Below are 22,989 nucleotides of genomic sequence, written 5' to 3'. Positions count from 1 at the left end.
CGTCGGCTGAGATCCTGAGGACTCCACCCGTGACCGTAGCGGCCACACCGGCACCCTCGCCCGCCACCGCGGGCGAGCAATCCGGCGTACGCCTGGCGCGGTCGCGCCGCAACGCCGAGCTGTCCCTGTTGCTGCTCGCGATGGTGCTGGTGGCCGCGTACGGGGCGACCGTCGAGGCGAACCTGCTGGACACGGTCACCTCGGACTTCTGGATGCCGGCCGCCGCGCTCGGCGCGGTCTTCCTCGGCCTGCACCTGGTCATCCGGTTCCTCGCCCCGTTCGCCGACCCGGCGCTGCTGCCGGCGGTGGCCCTGCTCAACGGGCTCGGGGTGGGCTTCCTGCGCCGGATCGACCTGGGCGACGCCCCGGTGGCCGAGCGGGAGAGCCTGGCGATCTTCGCGGGGCAGGGCGGGCGCCAGTTGGCCTGGACGCTCCTCTCGGTGATTCTTGCCGCCGCTCTGCTCGCCATCATGCGCGACCACCGTTCGGTCTCCCGGTACGCGTACACCCTGGGGTTGGCCGGCATCGTGCTGGTGATGCTTCCGGCGGTGCTGCCGGCGAGCATCTCCGAGAAGAACGGTGCCAGGCTGTGGATCGATGTCGGCCTGTTCTCCATCCAGCCGGGTGAGTTCGCCAAGCTGGCGCTGCTCGTCTTCTTCGCCTACTACCTGGTCCGCAAGCGCGAGGTGCTCTCGCTGGCGAGCCGGCGGTTCCTCGGCATCGACTTCCCGCGCGGGCGTGACCTCGGCCCGGTGGTCGGCGTCTGGCTGATCAGCCTGCTGGTCCTCGTCTTCGAGAAGGACCTGGGCACCTCGCTGCTCTACTTCGGCATGTTCGTGGTGACCCTCTACATCGCCACCGAACGGGTGAGCTGGCTGCTGATCGGCCTGGTCCTCTTCTTCGGCGGTGCGTACCTCGCCTACGTCCTCGGGTCGACCGTCGGCGGGCCGTTCGCCAACTTCTACCTGCGGGCGGAGATCTGGCTCGACCCGTTCGCCGACCCGACCGACAAGGGTTACCAACTCGTGCAGGGTCTGCTGGCCCTGGGCACGGGTGGGCTCTTCGGTGCCGGGCCGGGCGGCGGTCAGCCGGAGATCCTGCCCGAGGTGCAGAACGACTTCATCTTCGCCGGCATCGGTGAGGAGATCGGGCTCTTCGGCCTCTCCGCGCTGCTCGTCGTCTACCTGCTCATCGTGGAGCGCGGGCTGCGCGCCGCGCTCGCGGTACGCGACTCGTTCGGCAAGCTGCTCGCCGGCGGTCTCGCGTTCACCCTCGGCCTGCAGGTGTTCGTGATCGTCGGCGGGATCAGCAAGCTCATCCCGCTCACCGGTCAGACCACCCCGTTCCTGTCCGCCGGCGGGTCGTCGCTGATGGCCAACTGGCTGCTCATCGCGGTGCTGCTGCGGGTCTCCGACGGTGCCCGCCGGCCGGTGACCGGCGGAGGCGGTGGCAAGGCGGCTCGTCCCAGCGGTGGCCCGCCCGAGCAGCTGCACGGTGCTCCCACGGAGGTGATCAAGCCGTGAACGCACCCCTGCGCCGCGTCGGCGTCGTCGTCATGGTCCTGTTCGGTCTGCTCTTCGCCAACCTCAACTGGATCCAGGCCTACAAGGCCGACGAATACCGCACCAGCGACTACAACGGTCGGGTCCAGGTCGCCGAGTACGACCGCAAGCGCGGCAACATCGAGGCTGGCGGCACGGCCCTGGCCACCAGCAAGGAGACCACCGGCAACCTCAAGTTCCTGCGCACCTATCCGAGCGGTGCCAAGTACGCCCACGTGCTCGGCTACAAGCCGGTCAACCTGGCCGACCAGGGCATCGAGAAGGTGGAGAACGACTTCCTGGCCGGCACCAGCGACCAGCTGATCGGCGACCGGGTGAAGGACATGTTCACCGGCGACGACAGCGGCGGCGGTAACGTGCTGCTCACGCTCTCCAAGCGGGCCCAGGACACGGCGTACGACCAGTTGCGCAACAACGAGGTGGGCGCGAAGAGGGGCGCGGCGATCGCCGTCGACCCGCGTACCGGTGCGGTGCAGGCGCTCGTCTCCATGCCGAGCTTCGACCCGAACCCGCTGGCCAGCCACGACAGCAACGAGGCGGCGGCGGCGTACAACAAGCTGGAGCAGGACCCGGACGGTCCGCTGAAGAACCGCGCGCTCTCCGAGACGCTGCCGCCGGGCTCCACCTTCAAGATCGTGGTGGCCGCGGCGGCGCTGGAGAACGGCATCGGCAAGAGCACCCAGATCCCGGCGGGTTCGAGCTGGACCCCGCCCACCTCGGGCACCCCGATCCGGAACGCCGCCGCCTCGATCTGCCCGGAGCCGAAGGTCACCCTGCTGGAGGCGGTCACCGAGTCGTGCAACACCGGCTTCGCCCAGCTCGGCGTACGACTCGGTGCCGAGACCCTCAAGGAGAAGGCCCGCCAGTTCGGGTTCGAGCAGGACGACCTGACCGTCGGCCAGCTCGGCGAGGGCGGCCTGACCACGGCGGCGAGTCGCACCGGCGACATCCAGAACCCGGACGGCACCACCGACCAGGCCGCGCTGGCCCAGTCCTCGATCGGCCAGAACAACGTCCGGATGACGCCCCTCGAAGGCGCCATGATCGCCGGAGCGATCGCCAACAACGGCAGCCAGATGCGGCCGTACCTGGTGCGGCAGCTGCTCGCACCGGATCGGACCACCAGTTACTACACCGCGAAGGCGCGGGAGCTGCGCCAGCCCGTCCAGCCGCAGGTCGCCGCCGACCTGCGCGAGATGATGACGAGCGTGGTCCGGAACGGCACCGGCAGGAACGCCTCGATCAGCGGCTACACGGTCGGCGGCAAGACCGGCACCGCGCAGTCCGCCCCGGACCGGCCCGACCACGGTTGGTTCATCGGCTTCGCCCTGGACAAGAACGGCAACCCGGTCTCCGCGGTCTGCGTGATGCTGGAGCAGGCCGGCCCCGGTGGCAGCGCCGAGGCGGCCCGGATCGCCGGCCAGATCATGAAGGCCGCCATCGCCGACCCAGGGGGTCGCTGACATGCTCAGCCCCGGCGTGCAGCTCGGCAACCGCTACCGCCTCGACGAGCGGATCGCCAGCGGCGGCATGGGCGACGTCTGGCGCGGCACCGACCAGGTGCTCGGCCGGACGGTCGCGGTGAAGAGCCTGCTCCCGGCCCTGCTCGACGACCCGGACTTCGGCGAGCGGTTCCGCGGCGAGGCCCGCACCATGGCCACCATCAACCACCCCGGCGTGGTCGACGTCTACGACTTCGGCAACGACCAGCAGATCGCCTTCCTGGTGATGGAGTACGTCGAGGGTGACGCCCTGTCGTCCACGTTGAGCCGGGTCGGTCGGCTCACCCCGGCCCGGACGATGGCCCTCGTCGCGCAGGCCGCAGACGCGTTGCACGCCGCCCACGAGAAGGGCATCGTGCACCGCGACGTCAAGCCGGGCAACCTGCTGGTCCGGCCCAACGGCACGCTTGTGCTCACCGACTTCGGCATCGCCCGCTCCGATCTGGTGGGCCAGCTCACCGCCGCCGGTTCGGTGCTCGGCACCGCCTCGTACATCTCGCCGGAGCAGGCCACCGGCGGCGTGGCCACCCCGGCGTCCGACGTCTACGCCCTCGGCGTGGTCGCCTACCAGTGCCTGGCCGGTCGGCGGCCGTTCGAGGGCGACAACCCTCTCGACATCGCGATGCGGCACGTCCGGGAGACGCCCCGGCCACTGCCGGCCGACATCCCTCCGCAGGTGCGCGCCCTCGTGGAACGGGCACTGGCGAAGGATCCGGCGGCCCGCTGGCCGAGCGCCGCCGCACTTGCCGGTGCCGCCCGCCAGCTCAAGGCCGCGCTCTCCCAGCAGGCCCGGGCCGCCGGCAACTCCGGCCCGGTCTCCGCGGCCCCCGCCTCGCCGGCCGCGCCCGGCCGGGCCCAGGTGCCGCAGGCGCACCAGATGCGTCCGCCGGCGGCCCGCCCGCCGGTGGCCGGGCCGAGGCCGACCGCGGTCGCGCCCGCCCAACAGCCTCGCCCCACCGCCGTCGCGCCGGCCGTCCAGCCGGCCCGGCCGCCCGGCGCTCCGAACGGCTACCCTCGCGGTGCGGCAGCGGTGCCGTCCGGGCCGCCCCGGCAGGAACACCAGCCGGCGTACGTCCGGCAGGCCGGCCCCGCGACGCCGCCACCCCAGCCGCAGCGATCCCGGCCCGGAATGGTGCTTCTCGCCATCCTGCTGGCCGTGCTGGTCCTGCTCTGCTCCGGCGTGATTTCCTACAACCTGCGGAAGAATTCGCAGTCCGGTGCATCCGCCGGGCTGGCGCCGCGCACCGTGGCGTCCGGCGCGCTACGACTCGACGGGCGCGACGATCCGACCCGGACGTCGTACCGTCGGGAGGTACGACTCCAGCCGGGCGACGGCGGGGCGACGACGAGCGAAGGACGACAGACGCGATGACAGCGCAGGCCCGCCTGCTCGGTGGCAGGTACCAGGTCGGCGAGCTGCTCGGCTATGGCGGCATGGCCGAGGTGCACCGTGGTCGCGATCTCCGGCTCGGTCGGGACGTCGCGATCAAGATGCTCCGCACCGACCTCGCCCGGGACGCGACGTTCCAGATGCGGTTCCGTCGGGAGGCGCAGAACGCCGCCTCGCTCAACCACCCGGCCATCGTCGCGGTCTACGACACCGGCGAGGAGACCGCGCCGACGGGCGAGACGCTGCCGTTCATCGTGATGGAGTTCGTCAACGGGCGGACGCTGAAGGAGGTCCTCGGCGCCGAGGGGCGGCTACAGCCGCGCCGGGCGCTGGAGATCTGCGCCGACATGTGCGCCGCACTCGAGTTCAGCCACCGGCACGGCATCATCCACCGGGACATCAAGCCCGGCAACGTGATGCTCACCCAGACCGGTCAGGTCAAGGTGATGGACTTCGGCATCGCCCGCGCGCTGGCCAGCGGTGCGACCACCATGACGCAGACCAGTGCGGTGATCGGCACGGCGCAGTACCTGTCTCCGGAGCAGGCCCGCGGCGAGGCCGTCGACGCGCGCTCCGACGTCTACGCCGCCGGCTGTGTGCTCTTCGAGCTGGTCTGCGGGCACCCGCCGTTCGTGGGGGACAGCCCGGTCAGCGTCGCGTACCAGCACGTGCGGGAGACGCCGCCGACGCCGAGCGACATCAACCCGGACGTCACCCCGGCCGTCGACGCGATCGTGCTCAAGGCGCTGTCGAAGAACCCGCTCAACAGATACCAGAGCGCCGGCGAGATGCGTGCCGACCTGCTCCGCGCCGCCGCCGGCCGGCCCGTGCTGGCCACCCCGGTGCTGCGCGAGGCGGAGACGGTGGCGATGGCCCCGGCCGGCGGTGGTGGCTATCCGGTCGGCGGCCGCGGGCCGCAGACCGGGCAGATGCCGGCCCGGGTCGGTGACCCGCGCCAGCGCAAGGCGTCCTCCCTGCTGATCGCGTTGTTCAGCGCGGTCGGCGTGCTGGCGGTGATCGCCCTGGTCGCCGCCCTGCTCTGGAGCCAGCGGGCCGAGGACCTGAAGTCGGTGCCCACCCTCACCGGCAAGACCCGGGACGTGGCGATCGCCGACATCCAGAAGGCCGGTCTGTCCGCGCAGGTGGGCGAGCCGGTGCGGGCCAGTGACTGCACCGAGGGCACGGTCGTCAAGCAGAGCCCGGTGCCGAGCACCCAACTGGAGCAGAACCGCACGGTCACCATCCAGATCTGTGGTGGCAAGCCGGAGACGCGGATTCCCGCCGGGCTCAAGGGCAGCAAGCAGCAGAGCGCCATCGCCAGGCTCACCGAGGCGAAGCTCAAATACGAGATCAAGACGGTCAACGACGAGGCGAGCGAGGACGAGGTTCTCAAGGTCGAGCCGCCCGAGGGCGAGAGCGTTCCCGAGGGCACGAAGGTGACGCTCACGGTCTCCAGGGGCAATGTCCGCGAGGTGCCGGATGTCGTCGGGCTGGGCCAGGAGGAGGCCACCCGGTTCCTCCAGAACGCGGGCTTCACGGTCAGCGTGCAGGACGGGCCGGAGGTGCCGATCGCCGAGGCGGGCAATGTCACCGACCAGAGCCCGAACGGCAAGGAGAAGAAGCCCACCGGCACCAAGGTGACCATCAAGGTGAGTCAGCCGGAGCCGGAGACCGACCCGACGCCGTCGAACACGCCGTCCGGCACGCCGTCCGGCACGCCGTCCACTCCTCCCGGTGGCGGCGGTGGCATCGGTCTGCCGTTCCCGCCCCCGCCGAGCCGATCCCAGGACTAGGACCAGCGCACCGGCATGACTGAGCCGGAGGCGTCCCCGGTCGGTCCGGTGCGGCGGTGGCCCCGACGCGTTCGACGTCTGGCCGTCGCGGGCCTGGCCGTGCTGGTCCTCGTCAGTGTTCCGTGGCTGTGGACGACGCTCGCCGCCCGCGGCCACGTGTACGCCGTCGCCGACGCGCCGACCGCCGACGTGGTGATCGTCCTCGGCACCGAGGTGGCGCCCGATCGGCAGCGGCCGGGCGACCGTCTCGCCGGCCGCCTCGACACCGCAGCCGAGTTGGTGGCAAGCGGGCGGGCCAGGGCCGTCCTGGTGTCGGGCGACGGTGGCGGGGCGTCCGGCGACGAGCCGGCGGTGATGACGGCGTACCTCGTCGAGCGGGGTGTCGACAGGCGTCGGGTGGTGGCCGACCCGTTCGGCCTGGACACCTACGACAGTTGCGCGAGAGCGCGCGAGGTGTACGGCGTCGAGCGGGCCCTGATCGTCACCCAGTCCTTCCACCTGCCCCGGGCGGTGACGCTGTGCCGGCATCTCGGCCTCGACGTCGACGGGGTGGTCGCCCGCTGCGACGGGTGCAGCGCCGCCCTGCTCGCGGAGAAGTCGGTGCGGGACTACCTCGCAAGTGGCAAGGCGGCGTGGGACGCGGTGCGCGACCGACCCCCGGCGGTGCGCTCCGCTGCGGATCCCGCGATCCAGGAGGCGCTGCGGGGCTGACCGGGCCGGCAGCTGCCCCCGGGCCCGGACGGTTGGTCGCTCAGGTGGTGGCGAAGGCCGCGCGCCGGCGGGCGTCGACCTCGGCGGCGAGCGCGGGAGCGCGGTCCAACGCCTCGGGGTGACCGCAACTGGCCACCCAGTTGGCAAGCATCAGGTGACCGCCCTCGGTGAGCACCGACTCCGGGTGGAACTGGACGCCCTCGATGGGCAGCGTCCGGTGCCGCATCGCCATCACCACGCCGGAGCCGGTCCAGCCGGTGACCTCCAGCTCGTCGGGGAGCGTCTCGGGTAGCACGGCGAGCGAGTGGTACCGGGTCGCGGTGAACGGGTCGGGCAGGCCGGCGAGTACGCCTGCCGAGTTGTGGCGCACCTCTGAGGTCTTCCCGTGCAGCAACTCCGGGGCGCGCGTCACGGTCGCCCCGAACGCCTCGCCGATCGCCTGGTGGCCGAGGCAGACACCGAAGATCGGAAGCTTTCCCGCGTACTCGCGGATTACGTCGAGGCAGATGCCGGCGCGGTCCGGGCTGCCCGGCCCAGGCGAGAGCAGGATGCCGTCCGCGCCGACCGTGCCCACCTCGGCGAGGTCGATCTCGTCGTTGCGACGGACCTCGCAGTCCACGCCGAGCTGGCCCAGATACTGCACGAGGTTGAAGACGAACGAGTCGTAGTTGTCGATCACCAGGACGCGCATGGTCACCTGCTCGGGGAGGGGGGCGCGGGGTTGTTCTGGTCGGTGTCGTACGGCAGTTCGTGTTCGTCGCCGGCCGGGGTGTCCCCGGTCACCGGGTCGCCCCCACCCGTCTCGGCGGGTACGCCGGACTCGACCTGCACGTCGTCGAAGGGCAGCAGCGGCTCGGCCCAGGGGAAGGCGACATACCACAGCAGGGCCACCGTGGCGGCCAGCAGCAGCACCGAGCCGGTCAACTTGCCGACCACGCCGAACGGCAGCTTGCGCCAGATGAACGCGTACATCAGGTCAGCCTCCCAGCTCCGCCGGGCGGCCCGCGGACTTGGGTTGGGTCCGGTCCAGTTCGGCGTGGATGATCAGGCGCTGGTAGTTGTCGAACTTCGGGTTGCACGTGGTCAGAGTGAGCATCCGCTTGGTCGCCTTCTTGTCCGGCTCGCCGGGCACCGGCGCCACCACCTCGACCTGGGTCGGCCGGACGATTCGAGACTGCGACACCCGGTAGACGTACCAGTCGGTCTTGCTCTCGACCACGATTGGGTCGCCGTCGTCCAGCTCGTCCAGCCGCCAGAAGGTGGCCCGGTTGCGGTGCCCGGCGACGGAGAAGTTACCGACCTGGCCGGGGAGCGCGCTGGTCGGGTAGTGGCCGGGGGCGAAGCGGATGTCGTCCTGGGTGACGCCCTCGACGACGACCCAGTTCTTGTCCAGCTTGGGGATGTAGAGGCCGGCGAGCGGCTTCCCGCGTACCGGTGGGGACGGTTTGACGCTCGGGCCCGCCGACGGCGCGACCGTGGGGTCGTCGCTCGGGGCCCACGCCTGCGCCAGCTCGTTGGTGAGGTCGTTCTGGTGGGCGTCGACGATGGCCGACTTGCCCCAGACCTCGTAGCCGGCGAAGAGCATGACCACCAGGCCGAAGGTGATCAGGACTTCACCTGTCACGCGAACGCCGGTGCGCAGCCGCGAGCCGAATGACGGGCGGGTGAGCTCGGAGTAGACGCTCTTGTAGCCCTCGCCGGTCTGGTGCGGCCGCAGTTGGACGACCCGCTCGCCGCGTCGGGGTTGGGGAGTGTCGGCGGGGTTGCCGCCGGTCGGCTCCTCGGGGACCGCCGTGCGCGGGACGGCACCCATCAACGCGGTGGAGTCCATGCTCGGGGGCCTGGTGGCGGGCGTGGCCGGAATCAGCGCGGTGGCGGCCGGGTCCGCGGCGCGCTCGGGGGCGGCCGGGGAGACCGGGGTGGTCGGGGAGCTGGTGGGGCGTACCGGCCGAGCGGTGAGCTGCGGGATGTACGCGGTCGGCGAGTCGGCGAGCGGCGAGGTCGAGGGGCCGGACCGACTCGGCGTGCCGGAGGTCGTCGGCCGGGCCGGCATCGGCGGTACGTCGGGCGTGGCCGGACGGGTCGGGGCGGCGCCCGGCGGATTGCCGGTGGTCGGCGGGCGGGTCGGGCCGGCGCTGGGCGCGGCCGGTCGGGTGGACGCGGCGCTGGGCGCGGGAGGTCGGGTCGGGGCGTTGCCGGGGGTGGCGGGCCGAACCGGGCCCTGGTCGGTGCCGGTGGGGCGGCCGGGAGTGGTCGCGGGGGGAACCCCGGTGCCGCGGTGCGGGCCCAGGGCGGCAGCCGCCGAGCCCGGCCAGGGCGGCGGGGCCTCGACGCTCGGACGGCCCGGGGTGCCGGTCGGCTCGGGTCGGCTGGCGCTCGGCCGCGTCGGTTGCTCGGCACGCGGAGTCTGTGGCACCGGCTCGGGCCAGTTGCCGGCCGAGGTCGGTCGGCCGGGTGCCGACTCGGGCCGGTCGAGCGGGGGCAGGAAGGCGGTCGGCTCGTCGGTCTGGTCCCGGTGCCGCCCGTCGCGGCGCTCGTCCGGCCCGCTCACCTGGGCACCGTCGCCGAGCGCAGGGCGGTGGAATCCTCGAATGCGGGAACCCGCACCGTGGAGGGCGTCTCCTTGTAGCCGAGCTGGTAGTCGTCGACCGCGTCCTTGAACAACCGGACTCCCTGAGAGCTGGCGAGGGCCTGCTGGAGGGCAGCGGGATCGCCAATTGCTACGATCTTGAACGGTGGGGAGTACACCCGGCCATGAAGTAGCAGGGTGTTACCGACGCAGCGTACCGCGCTGGTGGTGAGCACGCGGACGTTCATGATTGACATTGCCTCGGCTCCGCCGGCCCACAGCGCGTTGACCACCGCCTGCACGTCCCCCTGATGCACCACCAGGTCGTCGTTGCTGGCGTCCGACTGGGTCTGGTCGAGCTGGGGGGCGTCGTTCAGCTCGACGGTGACCCCGGGCCCGCTGAGAGCGGTGAACCCGGCGTCCTGGAGGCTGCCCTGGGCGCGATTCTGCTGCTCCTTGATCGGGGCGTCCGAGCCGGCCAGGGTGTTCGTCCGCTGCTGGACCTCGCCGCGCAGCGTGGCGGCCCGACGTTCGCTTGCCGCGACCTGCTCGCGTCGGTCCTCGATGAGCTGGTTGAGCTGGGGTCGCCGGTCCTCCCGCAGAGCGGTGCCGCCCGCGGTGGTCGCGGTGGTGGTGAAGAGCAGACCGGCCGCCGCGGCGATCAGGGGCACCCCGATCGACCAGCCGGGACGGCGCTGACGCGGTCGCCGGGGCAGCAACCCGGCGGCGGCCCGTCGGAGGACCTTCTGCCAGGAGGTAGCGCCGGATGTGTACTCCACCGAGCGTTCCTTCCGCGTGTCGGGGATCGGTCCGTGCCGGCTGCGCCGGTGATGCGAACAGTCCCGCCTCTTTCGGTCACTCCGTGCACTGGCCTGACCCCATTCGTGGTCCGGGCGGCCAATCGGGACTACGCTAGCTCTCGAACATTATTGGCCATGGACCGTCGCCCCCGCGCCCGGTTGTCAGGCCGGACGAGGTCGTCACCCCTCTGGAGAGCGCCGTGCCCAAGTCTCAGGTCCGTAAGAAGAAGGTGTACACCCCGCCGACGGACGTCCGTCCGACGACGACGGCGTCGTCGCGCAAGCCTAGCCCGGTGTGGTTGCCGGTCACCGCGGTCGCCCTGATCGTCGTCGGGATCGGCTGGCTGGTGCTCTACTACCTGTCCGAGCAGGAGTACCCGGTCATGGCGTGGGGTTACTGGAACCTCGCCGTCGGCTTCGGCGCGATGGTCGCCTCGCTGGCGTTGCTCTCCCGCTGGCGCTGACTCGCCTCGACCGCCGCCTCGTCGACGGTCCCACGTCACCCCGTCGAGCCCCCTGCCCGGCAGGACCGGGTGGGGGCCCCTATGGTGTCCGCAGGCAGCGTGGCCTACTGCGAGATGACTCACGTTACCGCTGGGTAACCTTCGCGTAGGCTGCACTGCATGACCGAGCTGGTGCGAGGTCATCAGGCAGCAGACCGGGGAGGCCAACTCGATGGGCAGCGTCCAGATCGTCACCACGATCCTCGCGGCCGCCATCACCGCCGTGGCGGTGTGGCTTGCGGTGCGTGCGGTCCAGAAGATGGTGGCAGTCATCCGGCTCGGGCAACCCGCGCCGGAGCGGTTCAGCGACAAGGTCACCCGGGCCAGGACGATGCTCGTGGAGACGGCTGGCCACACCCGGATGCTCAAGTGGGGCGTGGTGGGTGCCGCGCACTGGTTCGTGATGGTCGGCTTCGTCGTGCTGTCGCTGCTCGTGCTCGAGGCGTACTTCGAGGTGGTCACCCCGACCGGCGGGCTACCGATCATCGGGCACTGGACCGTCTTCGGGTTGGCCACCGAGATCATCACCGTGCTGGGCCTGATCGGCATCGTGGTGCTGATGGTGATCCGACTGCGCAACCGGCCGAACCGGCCCGGCGGGCGGTCCCGGTTCACCGGCTCGACCATGTGGCAGGGCTACTTCGTCGAGTGGATCGTGCTGCTGGTCCTGATCTTCGGGCTGCTGATCCGCGGCTTCAAGGTCGCCACCGACCACTTCGAGTACCCGCTGTGGGCCACCCCGGTCAGCCACGCGGTCGGCGCGGTGCTGCCGAACTGGTCGGACGGGGCCAGCGTCGCCGCGCTGATCAAGATCGCCATCTCGATGACCTGGCTGATCGTGATCTCCCTGAATGTCACCATGGGCGTCGCCTGGCACCGCTTCCTGGCGTTCCCCAACATCTTCTTCAAGCGTGAGCCGGCCAAGCCGGCCGGTTCCGGTCTCGGCCCGCTGCGCCCGATGACGAGCCAGGGCAAGCCGCTCGACTTCGAGGAGGCGGACCCGGAGAAGGACCAGTTCGGCGTCGCCCACGTCGAGCAGTTCAGTTGGAAGGGTCTGCTGGACTTCAGCACCTGTACCGAGTGCGGTCGCTGCCAGTCGCAGTGCCCGGCCTGGAACACCGGCAAGCCCCTGTCACCCAAGCTGCTCGTGCTGAGCCTGCGTGACCACGCGTACGCGAAGGCGCCCTACCTGCTGGCCGGCGGCGGCAAGGACCTGACCGGTGAGGAGAAGGCCACCCAGGCGCAGCTCGCCCACCTGGACGTGCTGGCCCTCGCCGAGGCCGACAAGCCGTTGATCGGCACCGCCGAGGAGGGCGGCGTCATCGACCCGGACGTGCTGTGGTCCTGCACCACCTGCGGTGCCTGCGTCGAGCAGTGCCCGGTGGACATCGAGCACGTGGACCACATCGTCGACATGCGCCGCTACCAGGTGTTGATCGAGTCGAGCTTCCCCTCCGAGGCCGGCGTGATGCTGCGCAACCTGGAGAACAAGGGCAACCCGTGGGGGGCTCCGCAGAACACCCGCGAGGACTGGACCAAGGGCCTGGACTTCGAGGTGCCCCGGGTCGGCGAGGTGGACGACTTCGAGTACCTGTTCTGGGTCGGCTGCGCCGGTGCGTTCGAGGACCGGGCCAAGAAGACCACCCGGGCGGTGGCCACCCTGCTCAACGAGGCGGGCGTGTCGTTCGCGATCCTGGGCGAGGGCGAGACCTGCTCCGGCGACCCGGCGCGACGCATCGGCAACGAGTTCGTCTTCCAGATGCTCGCCCAGCAGAACGTGGAGACCCTGAACGAGGCGTTCGAAGGCCGGGACAAGGCCAAGCGCAAGATCGTCGCGACCTGCCCGCACTGCTTCAACACCCTTGGCAACGAGTACGGGCAGCTCGGCGGCGAGTTCGAGGTGGTCCACCACACCCAACTGCTGGCGCACCTGGTCGCCACCGGCAAGCTCACGCCGGTGCAGCCGGTCGACGGTGGCGTCACCTACCACGACCCCTGCTACCTGGGCCGGCACAACCGGGTCTTCGCGGCCCCGCGGGAGGTCCTCGGCGACTCCATCGCGGGTGACCTGACCGAGATGCCGCGAAACAGCGAGCGCTCCTTCTGCTGTGGTGCCGGCGGTGCCCGGATGTGGATGGAAGAGAAGATCGGCAAGCGGATCAACGTGGACCGGGTCGAGGAGGCCATGGCCACCGGGGCGAAGACGGTGGCGGTCGGTTGCCCGTTCTGCTCGACCATGCTGAACGACGGGGTCAACGGTAAGGGCGCCGGCGAGCAGGTCGAGGTGATCGACGTGGCAAGTGTGCTGCTCCGTTCGGTCAAGCCCGAGCAGCCGCAGGGCGGCAGGGAGACCGCGCCGATCGGCGGCTGAGTCGCGTACCCCCGGGTTCTGTGACATCGACGGCGGTGGCCCCCTGAGGGCCACCGCCGTCGTGCAAGAATCTCGCCGAGGTGAGGCGACATCGACGGCCTACTCTTGACGACGCTGTTGCCCCTGGTCGGCTTCGTAGCCCTGACCGCGGGCAACGCGTTCTTCGTCGCGGCCGAGTTCGCACTGGTCACAGTGGACCGGCCGGAGATCGATCGGCGGGCCGCCGCGGGCGACCAGGCCGCCCTGACGGTACGCGCCGCGTTGCGCGAACTCTCCTTCCAGCTCTCCGGGGCGCAGCTCGGCATCACCATCACCGCGCTGCTCACCGGCTACCTGGCCGAGCCGGCCCTGGCGCGGCTCTTCACCCCGCTGCTGCACCCGTTGGCCGGTGACAACACCGGGCGGATCACCCCGTTCCTCGCGTTGGCCCTGGCCACGCTGATCTCGATGCTCTTCGGCGAGTTGGTGCCGAAGAACGCCGCGCTGGCCCGGCCGATGCCGGCGGCACTGGCCACGGCCGGTCCGATGCGCACCTTCTCCCGGACTCTCGGCTGGGTGATCCGAGGGTTGAACGACTCGGCGAACCGACTGGTCCGGGCGCTCGGTGTGGAGCCGCAGGAGGAGTTGGCAAGCGCCCGTTCGCCGGAGGAGCTGGGCCTGCTGGCCGGCATCTCGGCCCGTGCCGGCGCGTTGCCCACGGACACCGCGATGCTGCTGCGCCGCACCATCCGCTTCGGCGACAAGCGGGCCGCGGAGGCGATGACCCCCAGGGTGGACGTGGTCGCGCTGCGCGTCACGGCCACCGTCGCCGAGCTGCTGGAGCAGTCGCGGCGGACCGGGCGGACGCGGTTCCCGGTGTACGAGGAGACCCTGGACCTGGTGACCGGCGTGGCTGGTGTGCCCGACGCCCTGGGCGTGCCGCTAGCCGACCGGGCGTCGACGACTGTCGGTGCGGTGGCTCGCGAGCCGGTGTACGTGCCGGAGAGTCTGAACCTGGACGGCGTGCTGGCCGCGCTGAAGGCGGCCGGAGCCGACCTGGCCATCGTGGTCGACGAGTACGGCGGCACGGACGGCGTGGTGACCGTCGAGGACCTCGTCGAGGAGCTGGTCGGGGAGATCGCCGACGAGTTCGACCCGGCGAGCGTGGACGACGACGCGTCGGTCGAGCTGACCGTGCCGGGCGGCGAGCGCACCGTGCTCGTCGACGGTGTGCTCCGCTCCGACGAGGTGGCCGAGCAGACCGGCTTCCGCCTGCCCGAGGGGCCGTACGAGACCCTGGCCGGGTTTCTGATGGCTCAGCTCGGGCACATCCCGCTCCCCGGCGAGACGGTCGAGACGGACGGCTGGGAGTTCACGGTCGTCGAGGTGGAGCGGCACCGGATCGAGCAGGTTCGGGTGTTGCGCCCGGCGGATCCGGACGACGATGACTGAACTGCTGGTGACCGTGCTGCTGCTGCTCGGCAACGGGTTCTTCGTGGGCAGCGAGTTCGCGCTCATCGCGTCCCGCCGGACGGTGATCGAGCCGCTGGCCGTCGGGTCGAAACGCGCCCGCCTGGCGTTGTCGGCGATGAACCAGATCCCGTTGATGATTGCCGGTGCCCAACTCGGCATCACGGTCTGCTCGTTGGGTCTGGGCGCGATCGCCGAACCGGCGCTGGCGCACCTGCTGGAGCCGCCGTTCCACGCGGTCGGCCTGCCGGAGCGGGCGGTGCACCCGGTGGCGTTCGTGCTGGCGCTCGGCGTGGTGGTCTTCCTGCACACGGTCGTCGGCGAGATGGTGCCGAAGAACATCACGCTCGCCGGTCCGGAGATCTCCGCGCTGTGGCTCGGCCCGGCGATGCTGGCATTCTGCGTCGCCACCAAACCGTTGTTGCTCGCGATGAAATGGGCGGCCCGGCGGGTGCTCGCGTTCTGGCGGATCGAGGCGTCCGAGGCGGTGAAGACGGTGTTCACCGCCGAGGAGTTGGCAGGTCTGGTCTCCCAGGCGCGGACCGAGGGTTTGCTCGACGCGGAGCAGCACGCGCGGATCACGGGCGCGCTGGCGTTGCACGCGCGTACGGCGGCGGACGCGCTGCAACCGTGGTCGACGGTGGTGACGGTGGCCGAGGACGTCTCGCCGGCGTCACTCGAGGTGCTGGCCACCCGGACCGGGCGGTCCCGGTTCCCGGTGGTCCAGCGGTCGACTCGTCGGGTGCTCGGGTTCGTGCACGTCAAGGACGTGCTCGGGTACGCCGGGCAGGGGCGCCGGTCTCCGGTGCCGGCCGGCGTCTACCGACCGCTGGCGGTGGTACCGCCGGAGCGTACGCTCGCCGATCTGCTGCTGGCCATGCGTCGCGAACGGCGACACATGGTGCTGGTCAGCGACGGGCGTCGGCCTCTCGGAGTGGTCACCCTCGACGATGTATTGACCGCAATCGTTGGTCCATAAATCAATACCCTTGGTGTGCAAGCGGTTGCACGACAGTGATGGTTACTGCGCTCACCTTGATTACCGCTCCGAGCTTCCCTAATGTGGGGCACCGACCGCTGTGGGTCGTCTGCCTCGGCCCTTCCCTCACGCGAGGCGCCCGGCGGTCGGTTGCAAAGGAGTCGGTGCCGGTGGCAACCATGCCCCCTCATCGTCACGACCCGTCTGCGTCGGCTCGCTCCGGTGGCCTGCGGCGCGCCGCCCACCGGGTGCTGGTCCTGGTCGCTGCCGCGGCGGTCGGCGCCGGTCTGCTGACCGCGCCGGCACATGCCGCGCCGACGGTCGACGAGATCGAGGCGCAGATCGACAAGAAGTGGGAGCAGTTGGAGCCCACCATCGAGCAGTACAACAAGGTTCGGGCGCAGTTGAAGGTCAACCGGAAGAAGTCGGCGGACCTGCAGAAGAAGATCGAGCCGCTGGCGCTGCAGAGCGAGCTGGCGCTCAACCGGGTCGGCGACCTCGCCTCCCGCTACTACATCTCGGGCCCGTCGCACGACATCGGCGCGCTGCTCGTCAGCGCCAAGCCGGACACGCTCACCGAGCAGCTCACCATCCTCGACCGGCTCGCTTCGCAGGAGCGCAAGGAGGTCGAGGGTGTGCTGGCCGTGCGGGCCAAGTACGACGGCGAGAAGCAGAAGCTCGACGCGCTGATCGTCACCCAGACCAAGCAGCAGAACGATCTGGCGGCCAAGAAGAAGCAGATCGACGGGGAGATCAAGAAGCTCGAGGCGTCGATGCCGAAGACCACGGTGGTGACCGCGGCCTGCCCGACCATCAACGGAGTGGTCAGCGCGGCGGCCCGCACCGCCATCAAGACGGCCTGCGGCAAGGTCGGCAAGCCGTACGTCTGGGGTGCCACCGGGCCGAACTCGTTCGACTGCTCGGGGTTGACCCAGTTCGCCTACAAGGCGGCCGGCATCTACCTCACCCACCACACCGGTGACCAGTGGAACGAGGGCAAGGCCGTCTCGCGGGCCGACGCTCGCCCCGGTGACCTGGTCTTCTTCTTCTCCGGCCTGAGTCACGTCGGGCTGTACCTCGGCAACAACCAGATGGTGCACGCACCACGTGCCGGCAAACCGGTGCAGGTGTCGAGCATCACCACCATGCCCATCGCCGGGTTCCGCAGACCCGGCTGATCCACCTCGTACGACGCGACGGCCCCCGGTCACCGACCGGGGGCCGTCGTGGTTCTTCAGCGGGGCGCGCCCACCGGGGACGGCAGCAGCCGCACGTCGGCGAGGTCGACGTACATGATCCGGTGGCCGAACTGGATCTGCGCGTAACGGTTCTTGCCGCGGATCACCGTCCAGTCGCCGGGCGAGGAACCGTCGAACGTGCTGGCCCGGTAGTACTCGCCGGCCAGCACCGCGCCGACGGCGTACCGCTGCCCGGCGGCCAGGGTGTACTGCAGCGGCGAGATCGCCTGGTAGGGCACTCCGTCGGGGTACGCCGACTGCTCCGGGTACGCCCGTCCGTAGACCGGGATCGTGGTTCGGCCGGGCTTCGGCGTGGCCACCACGCCGACGGTCCAGCTTGCGGTCGGCGCGGACGTCGGGTTGTGGAACCAGGCCCGCTGCCCGAGGTACCAGATCGCCGTCCAGTCGCCCTGCCGCCCGGCCAGCGCGTAGGTCTGCCCGGCGGATGCCCGGGCCCCGTGGTCCGACACGACCATCGTGTTCGGGGTGCCGTCCGGACGCAGCGCGATGTCGTTGACGAGCGGCGCGTCCGCCGACGGTGCGCTGCGCAGGACCACCGCCGAGGAGCCGCGCGGCGTGCAGGGCACCCCCACGGTGACGCAGTCGGTGAGGGCCGGCCGGTTGGTGGCGTAGTCGGGATCGATCCGGACCATTCCGGTGGCCGGGGTGCCGGTGTCCAGCCGAGGGGCGTGCAGCAGGTCGAAGTAGTGCGTCCAGTCCCAGTACGGGCCCGGGTCCCAGTGCATTCCCCGCACTGTCGAGGGGATGGTGCCGGGCACGTTGTCGTGGCCGATGATGTGCTGACGGTCAAGTGGGATGCCCAGCCGCAGCGCCAGATGCCGGACCAGCTTCGCCGAGGTCCGGTACATCGCCTCGGTGTACCAGGTGCCCTGCGCCGCGAAGCCCTCGTGCTCCAACCCGATCGCCTTCGCGTTGACGTACCAGTTGCCGGCGTGCCAGCCGACGTCCTTCGTCTTGACGTGCTGGGCGATGTGCCCGTCGACCGAGCGCAGCGAGTAGTGCCAGCTCACGTAGGTGGGGTCCTGGACGAGTTGCAGGGTCGTCGCCCAACTCGCCTCGGTGTCGTGGATGACGATGTACTCGATCTTCTGCCGCGCGGGCCGGTCGGAGAGGTCGTGGTTGCCGTAGTCCTCGCCGAACGCCTCGTAGGGCGCCGGGATCCACTCACAGGAGATGGTGCGCGGGCACTCCACTCCGTCCGGGCGGGTGAGTCGGCGCAGGCCCAGGCGGTCCAACCAGGAACGCTCGGGCCGCACCGCGCGGGCCGCCAGGGTGATCCGCTGGCCGTCGTCGGTCACCCGGGACTCGCCCGCGCCGATGGTGGTGAACACCTCGTCGGCGAAGGCCGCCGCGGCGTCGGCGCTGTCCGCGCCGGAGTAGCGGGCCACCGCGCCGTACCAGGCCGCCGGGTCGGTGCCGGCACCGACCGGAGCGCCCAGATCCCTCTGGTACGCGCCGAGCAGCGCGGCCCCACCCCGGATGTTGAGGCCCGGGTCGGTGCGCAGTGCCTCGGGGGTGGCACCGGTGAGCGTGGCGGCGGCGTCCACGGTCTGCAACGCGGCGGCAGCCGGCGCGGAAGGCTCGACCGGCCGGGGGGCGGGCACCCGGGCGGCACGAGAGTCGTCGCCGCGGGGATCCTCGGCACCGGCGTCGTGGTGACCGCGCCCGGGTAGGGCGGCCACGTGCCGCGCATCGGTCAGGTGCATCGGGCCGTAGCCGCCGCTGGTGCTCGGTGTGCCGGCGTTGGTGTCCCAGCGCGACTCCAGGAAGGAGACGCCGAGCAGCACGACGGCGGGCACGCCGTACTCGGTCGCCGCGGCGGCGTACTGCTGCTGACGGGTGGTCGTGGGCGCGGCGGCGGCCGGGCCGACGGTGAGCGGAACCGTGGTCGCGGCGGCGACCACGGTGGCGGCGAGCAGCGCTCGCGCGCCGGTCGACAGGGTTGGATGGTGCATCGAACCCCCTAGATTCTCGCGGAGTGCGGTCAGGTCACCATCGCGCCGCCCGGGAGGTTGCGTCAATACCTTTCCATCTATCGAAGTATCTGGAAGAATTTTTTCACGTACCTTCAGTGACCTCCTCCAATCGGTACGGAGTGTCACGGCCGCGCGGGTTGCGGATCGGTAACAAGCGTCTCTACTCTGGTCATTCGTCGGCCCGACAGCAGCTCCGCTCAGCCCGGGCGGTAACGGACCGACACCGCCGAGTCGTTTCCGAGCGAACCGGGGACCCAGGTCCCTCGGGGTGAATCCGCAGCCACTGCGGTAGGGCGCCGACTTCCCGCCCGAACCCGTCAGCTAACCCGGTAGGCGGTCAGGAAGAAGGAGTACGGAACCCCGGTGGCACTCCATGCCCCGCGGCCGTCGTCCGAGCGGTCGGCAACAGCCGGCCCGGCGACGATCGTGCCGCGCCCACGCTGGTCCCGCTTCACCACCGCCCTCGCCGCGCTGGCCGGCGTCGCCGTCGTCCTGACCGGCAGCGCCACGGCAGCCCACGCCGACCCGTCGGTCGCCGAGATCGAGCGCCAGATCGACGCCGACTGGAACAAGCTCGAACCGATCATCGAACGGCACAACGCCACCCGCACCGACCTCGCCGCGAAACGCAAGCAGGCCGACGCGCTGGCCGCCCGGATCACCCCGCTGGAGCGTCAGGTCGACGCCGCGATGGACAAGGTCAGCGCCCTGGCCGTGCGCGCCTACAAGGGTGAGAACGTCTCGACCGTCAACGCGGTGCTGGGCAGCCGGTCGCCGAGCGAGGTGGTCGACCAGCTCGAAATGCTCGACCGCTTCGCGCACAACCAGCAGAAGGACGTACGCCAGGTGGCCGACCTGCGCGACAAGCTGGCCGCGCAGAAGGCCCCGCTGGACGAGATGGTGGCCCAACTGACCCGCACCGAAGCGCAGTTGGCGGCGAAGAAGAAGCAGATCAACGAAGAGATCGACCGCCTGCAGAAGCTGCGCCTCAAGGTGTACGGCAGCGGCGGCGGCGGTCCGCTGCGCCCGGCGCCCTGCCCGGGCAGCTACCCCGGCGGCGGCGCGGGCACCGCGGTCAAGTTCGCCTGCGCCCAGATCGGCAAGCCCTACGTCTGGGGTGCCGAGGGTCCGAACTCGTACGACTGCTCCGGGCTGATGCTCGCCGCCTGGGCCAAGGCCGGCGTGTCGCTGCCGCACAACGCCGCCGCGCAGAGCCGCGTCACGAAGAACGTCAGCAGGGGTGACCTGCGCCCCGGTGATCTGGTCTTCTACTACAGCGACATCCACCACGTCGGCATGTACGTCGGCGGCGGCTGGGTGGTGCACGCCTCGCAGGCAGGTCAACCGGTCAAGATGAAGAAGGTCGACGACGGCCCGATCCACAGCTACGGACGCCCCGGCTGACCCCGGGTGACCGAGGGCCCGCCGCGATCCGTCGCGGCGGGCCCTCGTCGTCCCTGGTTCTAGCGGGTCGGCCAGGTGCGCCAGTGTTGCCAGGCGCGGCTGGGCGTCGGCCCGCGCTGGCCCTGGTAGCGCGAGCCGTAGACCACCGAGCCGTACGGGTGCTCGGCCGGCGAGGAGAGCCGGAAGATGCAGAGCTGCCCGATCTTCATGCCCGGCCACAGGGTGATCGGCAGGTTGGCCACGTTCGAGAGTTCCAGCGTCACGTGACCGGAGAAGCCCGGGTCGATGAAACCGGCGGTGGAGTGCGTGAGCAGCCCGAGCCGGCCCAGGGAGCTCTTGCCCTCAAGTCGGCCGGCGAGCTGGTCACCGAGCGAGATGACCTCGAGCGTCGAGGCGAGCACGAACTCCCCCGGGTGCAGCACGAACGGCTCGCCGTCGGGGACCTCGACCGCCGAGGTCAGGTCGTCCTGCTGCATCGCGGGGTCGATGTGGGTGTAAAGGTGGTTGTTGAAGACCCGGAACAGCCGGTCGAGTCGGACGTCGATGCTGGAGGGTTGGACCAGAGTGGGCTCGAACGGCTCCAGGCCCAGCGTGCCGGCCTTGATCTCGGAGACCAGGTCGCGGTCGGAGAGCAGCATCGGACAACCATAGCCTTCCCGGAGACGGCTGGATTCGGTGCCGGTGACCAGCGCGTCGAGGTCGCTGCTCGTACATTTGTTCGATAGAATGCCCACATGGCTTCCTGGTCCGAATTCGCCGCCGACGAGCCCCGACTCGCCGACGGGATCCGCGTTCTCCTTCAGCAGTACGGGCCGGGCTTCGGCTATCTGGCCACGGTCCGTGCCGACGGCGGGCCCCGCGTCCATCCGGTCTCCCCGGTGATCACCGCCGAGGGGCTGTTCTGCTTCGTCATCGACTCGCCCAAGCGTCGTGACCTCGAACGTGACGGCCGCTACGCGCTGCACTCGTTCCCCGCTGAGGAGAGCGACGACGAGGCGTACGTGGCGGGGCGCGCCCGTCCGGTTACCGACCCCGCGCGGATCGCGCGGCTGGCGCAGGGTGCCCGGGCCGAGCCGCAGGTCGACTGGCGGCTCTTCGAGTTCACCGTCGACGTGGCGATGCTCACCCGCCGCGAGCAGCACATCGCCGGCATTCCGGGCCTCGCGTCGGGCCAGCCGGCCGTCCGGGTGTGGCTCGACCCAAACGCCCCGTCGGCGGTGGCCACCCCTCTGGCCGTCCCGTCGACGCGCCCGACCCGCCTCAGCCGTGACGTCCAGTGCACCGCCGCCTGACCACGCCTCCCGGAAGACCACCGGCGCCGGCTCCGTCATGACGGAGCCGGCGTCCGGAGTGCGCCCCAGCCCGCCCGCCGCCTGCGATGATCAACTCGGATTCGGTGAAGCCGCGGTGTCCCGGCGCCTCGGATGCCCCGACTTTCAGAAAACCGAGTGGATCAACCGGTCCGAGCCGGGCGGAACGGTACGCGCGTAGCAGCGGCCGGCAGGGGGTGCCTGGGTGCAGAGGCTCGACGACTCGGGTACAGTGGTGCCGCTTGCGGGTGTAGTTCAATGGCAGAACATCAGCTTCCCAAGCTGACAGTGCGGGTTCGATTCCCGTCACCCGCTCCACCGCGAAGGCCCTGGCCAGGACGTCAGTCCCAGCCAGGGCCTTCGATGTTCCACGGTCAAGGACCACGCCACCTGCCGTCAGCCGGCGTGTCGCAAGGTCGCTCCTCCCCGAAGCCCCGGTACGCGCCGGACTCGGCGTGGCGCCCTACCGGTAGTCGGCGAAGATTCGGCGTTCCACGCCGTCGACGGTGACCGGGCCGCCGTGCGGGAGGATCCACTGCGGTCGGGTGTGACCGAACGGCACGCCGACGCAGACGACCGCCTCGGGGTTGTAGCGGGTCACCACGTCGACGACGGTGTCGCGCTGCTGCTCGCGTAGCCGTGCCCGGTCTGCCGTCGAGGGGCGGCGGGTGTGGTCGGAGGTCGGCGGGCGGGCGACCAGGACCGCGTCGACGGCGCTGAGGAGACCACGCTCACCAAGTGATCGGACGATCCAGCCGACCTCGCGGGCCGGGAGAAGCTCCTCTGACGTCTCGATGATCAGCACCCCGCCGTGCAGAACGTCAGGTGGGAACGGGAAGCGCCCCGCCGTCAGGATCCACTGGATGACCTCCAGGCAGCCACCCCAGGTGCGCCCGGTGACCGTGCGGGAGGGCCCGTGCCAACTCCACGGCTCGGTCGGTTCGCGCTCTCCGAAGGACTTCAGTGCCTGCGGGTCGGCCCAGTCGAGCCCGACGTCCTCGGACTCACCCGGATCGGTGATCTCCAGCCGCTCCCCGGTGAGCAACGCCGCTCGCAGCGACCGGACGTGGACGTCGTCGACCGCCGGCCCGGGGCCGAGGTGCACCTGGGAGGACCCGCCGTAGAAGCTGGCGATGCCGAGGCCCCAGAGCCAGTGGTGCAGGTTGGTGTTGTCGCTGGTGCCGAGGAACGGCTTCGGGTCGGCTCGGGCCAGGTCGGCGTCCAGGTGCGGGATGACAGTGATCTGGTCGTCGCCGCCGATGACGGCGAGAATGCCGCGTACCTGCGGGTCCGCGAAGGCGGCGTTGATGTCCGCCGCCCGCGCCGCCGCGCTCGCACCCACCTGCCGGGTGGTGGGGTATTCGACCGGAACGAGGCCGGTCAGGTCGGCGAGCCGTCGCATGGCCTGCTC

19 protein-coding genes, 1 tRNA gene and 1 riboswitch are annotated in these 22,989 nt (G+C 70.9%); of the genes, 13 read left to right on the top strand and 7 right to left on the bottom strand.

Annotation, left to right across the window (positions count from 1 at the left end):
• The first annotated feature begins 29 nt into the window (after nucleotides 1-29).
• Genes AB0C15_RS03615 through AB0C15_RS03595 form a run of 5 tightly spaced genes read left to right on the top strand, consistent with a single transcriptional unit; the run spans nucleotide 30 to nucleotide 6,958 of the window.
• A complete protein-coding gene (locus AB0C15_RS03615; RefSeq protein ID WP_357348291.1) occupies nucleotides 30-1,523 on the top strand; it encodes an FtsW/RodA/SpoVE family cell cycle protein in 1,494 nt (497 codons plus the stop codon).
• Nucleotides 1,520-3,025, top strand: a complete 1,506-nt coding sequence (locus AB0C15_RS03610; protein ID WP_357348289.1) for a penicillin-binding protein 2 — start codon at nucleotides 1,520-1,522, stop codon at nucleotides 3,023-3,025. The genes AB0C15_RS03615 and AB0C15_RS03610 overlap by 4 nt, the downstream gene beginning before the upstream one ends.
• 1 nt (nucleotide 3,026) lies before the next feature.
• Nucleotides 3,027-4,436 carry a protein kinase gene (locus tag AB0C15_RS03605; protein WP_357348287.1) on the top strand — a complete coding sequence of 470 codons (1,410 nt, stop codon included), beginning with the start codon at nucleotides 3,027-3,029 and terminating at the stop codon, nucleotides 4,434-4,436.
• On the top strand, nucleotides 4,433-6,247 hold the full coding sequence (gene pknB, locus AB0C15_RS03600) for a Stk1 family PASTA domain-containing Ser/Thr kinase (RefSeq protein ID WP_357348285.1): 1,815 nt from the start codon (nucleotides 4,433-4,435) through the stop codon (nucleotides 6,245-6,247). Before AB0C15_RS03605 ends, pknB begins: the two co-directional genes overlap by 4 nt.
• A 15-nt stretch (nucleotides 6,248-6,262) precedes the next feature.
• Nucleotides 6,263-6,958: an ElyC/SanA/YdcF family protein gene (locus AB0C15_RS03595; protein ID WP_357348283.1), complete on the top strand. Its 696-nt coding sequence runs from the start codon at nucleotides 6,263-6,265 to the stop codon at nucleotides 6,956-6,958.
• 40 nt (nucleotides 6,959-6,998) lie between these two features.
• On the opposite strand, the gene AB0C15_RS03590 is transcribed toward AB0C15_RS03595, so the two are convergent.
• The 4 genes from AB0C15_RS03590 to AB0C15_RS03575 are packed head-to-tail and all read right to left on the bottom strand — an operon-like array spanning nucleotide 6,999 to nucleotide 10,306.
• Nucleotides 6,999-7,649 (bottom strand): aminodeoxychorismate/anthranilate synthase component II, encoded by a 651-nt coding sequence (locus AB0C15_RS03590; RefSeq protein ID WP_357348281.1) that lies wholly within the window; start codon nucleotides 7,647-7,649, stop codon nucleotides 6,999-7,001.
• A gap of 2 nt (nucleotides 7,650-7,651) precedes the next feature.
• Nucleotides 7,652-7,930, bottom strand: coding sequence for a hypothetical protein (locus AB0C15_RS03585; RefSeq protein ID WP_357348279.1), 279 nt, complete (start codon nucleotides 7,928-7,930; stop codon nucleotides 7,652-7,654).
• Between the two features lie 4 nt (nucleotides 7,931-7,934).
• Complete coding sequence (locus tag AB0C15_RS03580; protein ID WP_357348276.1) at nucleotides 7,935-9,509, bottom strand: class E sortase; 1,575 nt, start codon at nucleotides 9,507-9,509, stop codon at nucleotides 7,935-7,937.
• Entirely contained in the window at nucleotides 9,506-10,306 is an 801-nt protein-coding gene (locus AB0C15_RS03575; RefSeq protein ID WP_357348274.1) for a DUF881 domain-containing protein, read from the bottom strand. The genes AB0C15_RS03580 and AB0C15_RS03575 overlap by 4 nt, the downstream gene beginning before the upstream one ends.
• A 221-nt stretch (nucleotides 10,307-10,527) precedes the next feature.
• On the opposite strand from AB0C15_RS03575, the gene AB0C15_RS03570 reads away from it, so the two are divergent.
• The 5 genes from AB0C15_RS03570 (at nucleotide 10,528) to AB0C15_RS03550 (ending at nucleotide 16,807) form a co-directional block, all read left to right on the top strand.
• Nucleotides 10,528-10,791 (top strand): cell division protein CrgA, encoded by a 264-nt coding sequence (locus tag AB0C15_RS03570; protein WP_030331997.1) that lies wholly within the window; start codon nucleotides 10,528-10,530, stop codon nucleotides 10,789-10,791.
• Between the two features lie 211 nt (nucleotides 10,792-11,002).
• Entirely contained in the window at nucleotides 11,003-13,201 is a 2,199-nt protein-coding gene (locus AB0C15_RS03565; RefSeq protein WP_357348272.1) for a (Fe-S)-binding protein, read from the top strand.
• A 105-nt stretch (nucleotides 13,202-13,306) separates the two neighbouring features.
• Nucleotides 13,307-14,632: a hemolysin family protein gene (locus AB0C15_RS03560; protein WP_357348270.1), complete on the top strand. Its 1,326-nt coding sequence runs from the start codon at nucleotides 13,307-13,309 to the stop codon at nucleotides 14,630-14,632.
• Entirely contained in the window at nucleotides 14,625-15,629 is a 1,005-nt protein-coding gene (locus AB0C15_RS03555) for a hemolysin family protein (RefSeq protein WP_357348268.1), read from the top strand. The genes AB0C15_RS03560 and AB0C15_RS03555 overlap by 8 nt, the downstream gene beginning before the upstream one ends.
• A gap of 164 nt (nucleotides 15,630-15,793) precedes the next feature.
• A complete protein-coding gene (locus AB0C15_RS03550; RefSeq protein ID WP_357348267.1) occupies nucleotides 15,794-16,807 on the top strand; it encodes an NlpC/P60 family protein in 1,014 nt (337 codons plus the stop codon).
• A 56-nt stretch (nucleotides 16,808-16,863) separates the two neighbouring features.
• Here AB0C15_RS03550 and AB0C15_RS03545 read toward each other — a convergent pair whose 3' ends face one another.
• Nucleotides 16,864-18,843, bottom strand: coding sequence for a peptidoglycan recognition family protein (locus tag AB0C15_RS03545; RefSeq protein ID WP_357348265.1), 1,980 nt, complete (start codon nucleotides 18,841-18,843; stop codon nucleotides 16,864-16,866).
• A 235-nt stretch (nucleotides 18,844-19,078) separates the two neighbouring features.
• Nucleotides 19,079-19,214: riboswitch (cyclic di-AMP (ydaO/yuaA leader) on the top strand.
• Nucleotides 19,215-19,227: 13 nt separating this feature from the next.
• On the opposite strand from AB0C15_RS03545, the gene AB0C15_RS03540 reads away from it, so the two are divergent.
• The gene (locus tag AB0C15_RS03540) at nucleotides 19,228-20,268 is read left to right on the top strand and encodes an NlpC/P60 family protein (RefSeq protein ID WP_357348262.1); all 1,041 of its coding nucleotides are present in this window, start codon (nucleotides 19,228-19,230) and stop codon (nucleotides 20,266-20,268) included.
• 59 nt (nucleotides 20,269-20,327) lie between these two features.
• On the opposite strand, the gene dcd is transcribed toward AB0C15_RS03540, so the two are convergent.
• A complete protein-coding gene (gene dcd / locus AB0C15_RS03535) occupies nucleotides 20,328-20,906 on the bottom strand; it encodes a dCTP deaminase (RefSeq protein WP_030332009.1) in 579 nt (192 codons plus the stop codon).
• Nucleotides 20,907-21,002: 96 nt separating this feature from the next.
• Here dcd and AB0C15_RS03530 point away from each other — a divergent pair, with 96 nt between their 5' ends.
• Nucleotides 21,003-21,560: a pyridoxamine 5'-phosphate oxidase family protein gene (locus AB0C15_RS03530; RefSeq protein WP_357348261.1), complete on the top strand. Its 558-nt coding sequence runs from the start codon at nucleotides 21,003-21,005 to the stop codon at nucleotides 21,558-21,560.
• Nucleotides 21,561-21,822: 262 nt separating this feature from the next.
• A tRNA-Gly gene (locus AB0C15_RS03525) sits at nucleotides 21,823-21,896 on the top strand.
• 145 nt (nucleotides 21,897-22,041) lie between these two features.
• Here AB0C15_RS03525 and AB0C15_RS03520 read toward each other — a convergent pair.
• Entirely contained in the window at nucleotides 22,042-22,980 is a 939-nt protein-coding gene (locus AB0C15_RS03520; protein WP_357348680.1) for an LD-carboxypeptidase, read from the bottom strand.
• Between the last annotated feature and the right edge of the window lie 9 nt (nucleotides 22,981-22,989).

This window comes from Micromonospora sp. NPDC048835, assembly GCF_040649995.1.
In the GTDB taxonomy this organism is placed as follows: domain Bacteria; phylum Actinomycetota; class Actinomycetes; order Mycobacteriales; family Micromonosporaceae; genus Micromonospora.
Note: the sequence above shows the minus strand (reverse complement) of the source record. Positions and strands in the feature narration are given on the sequence as shown.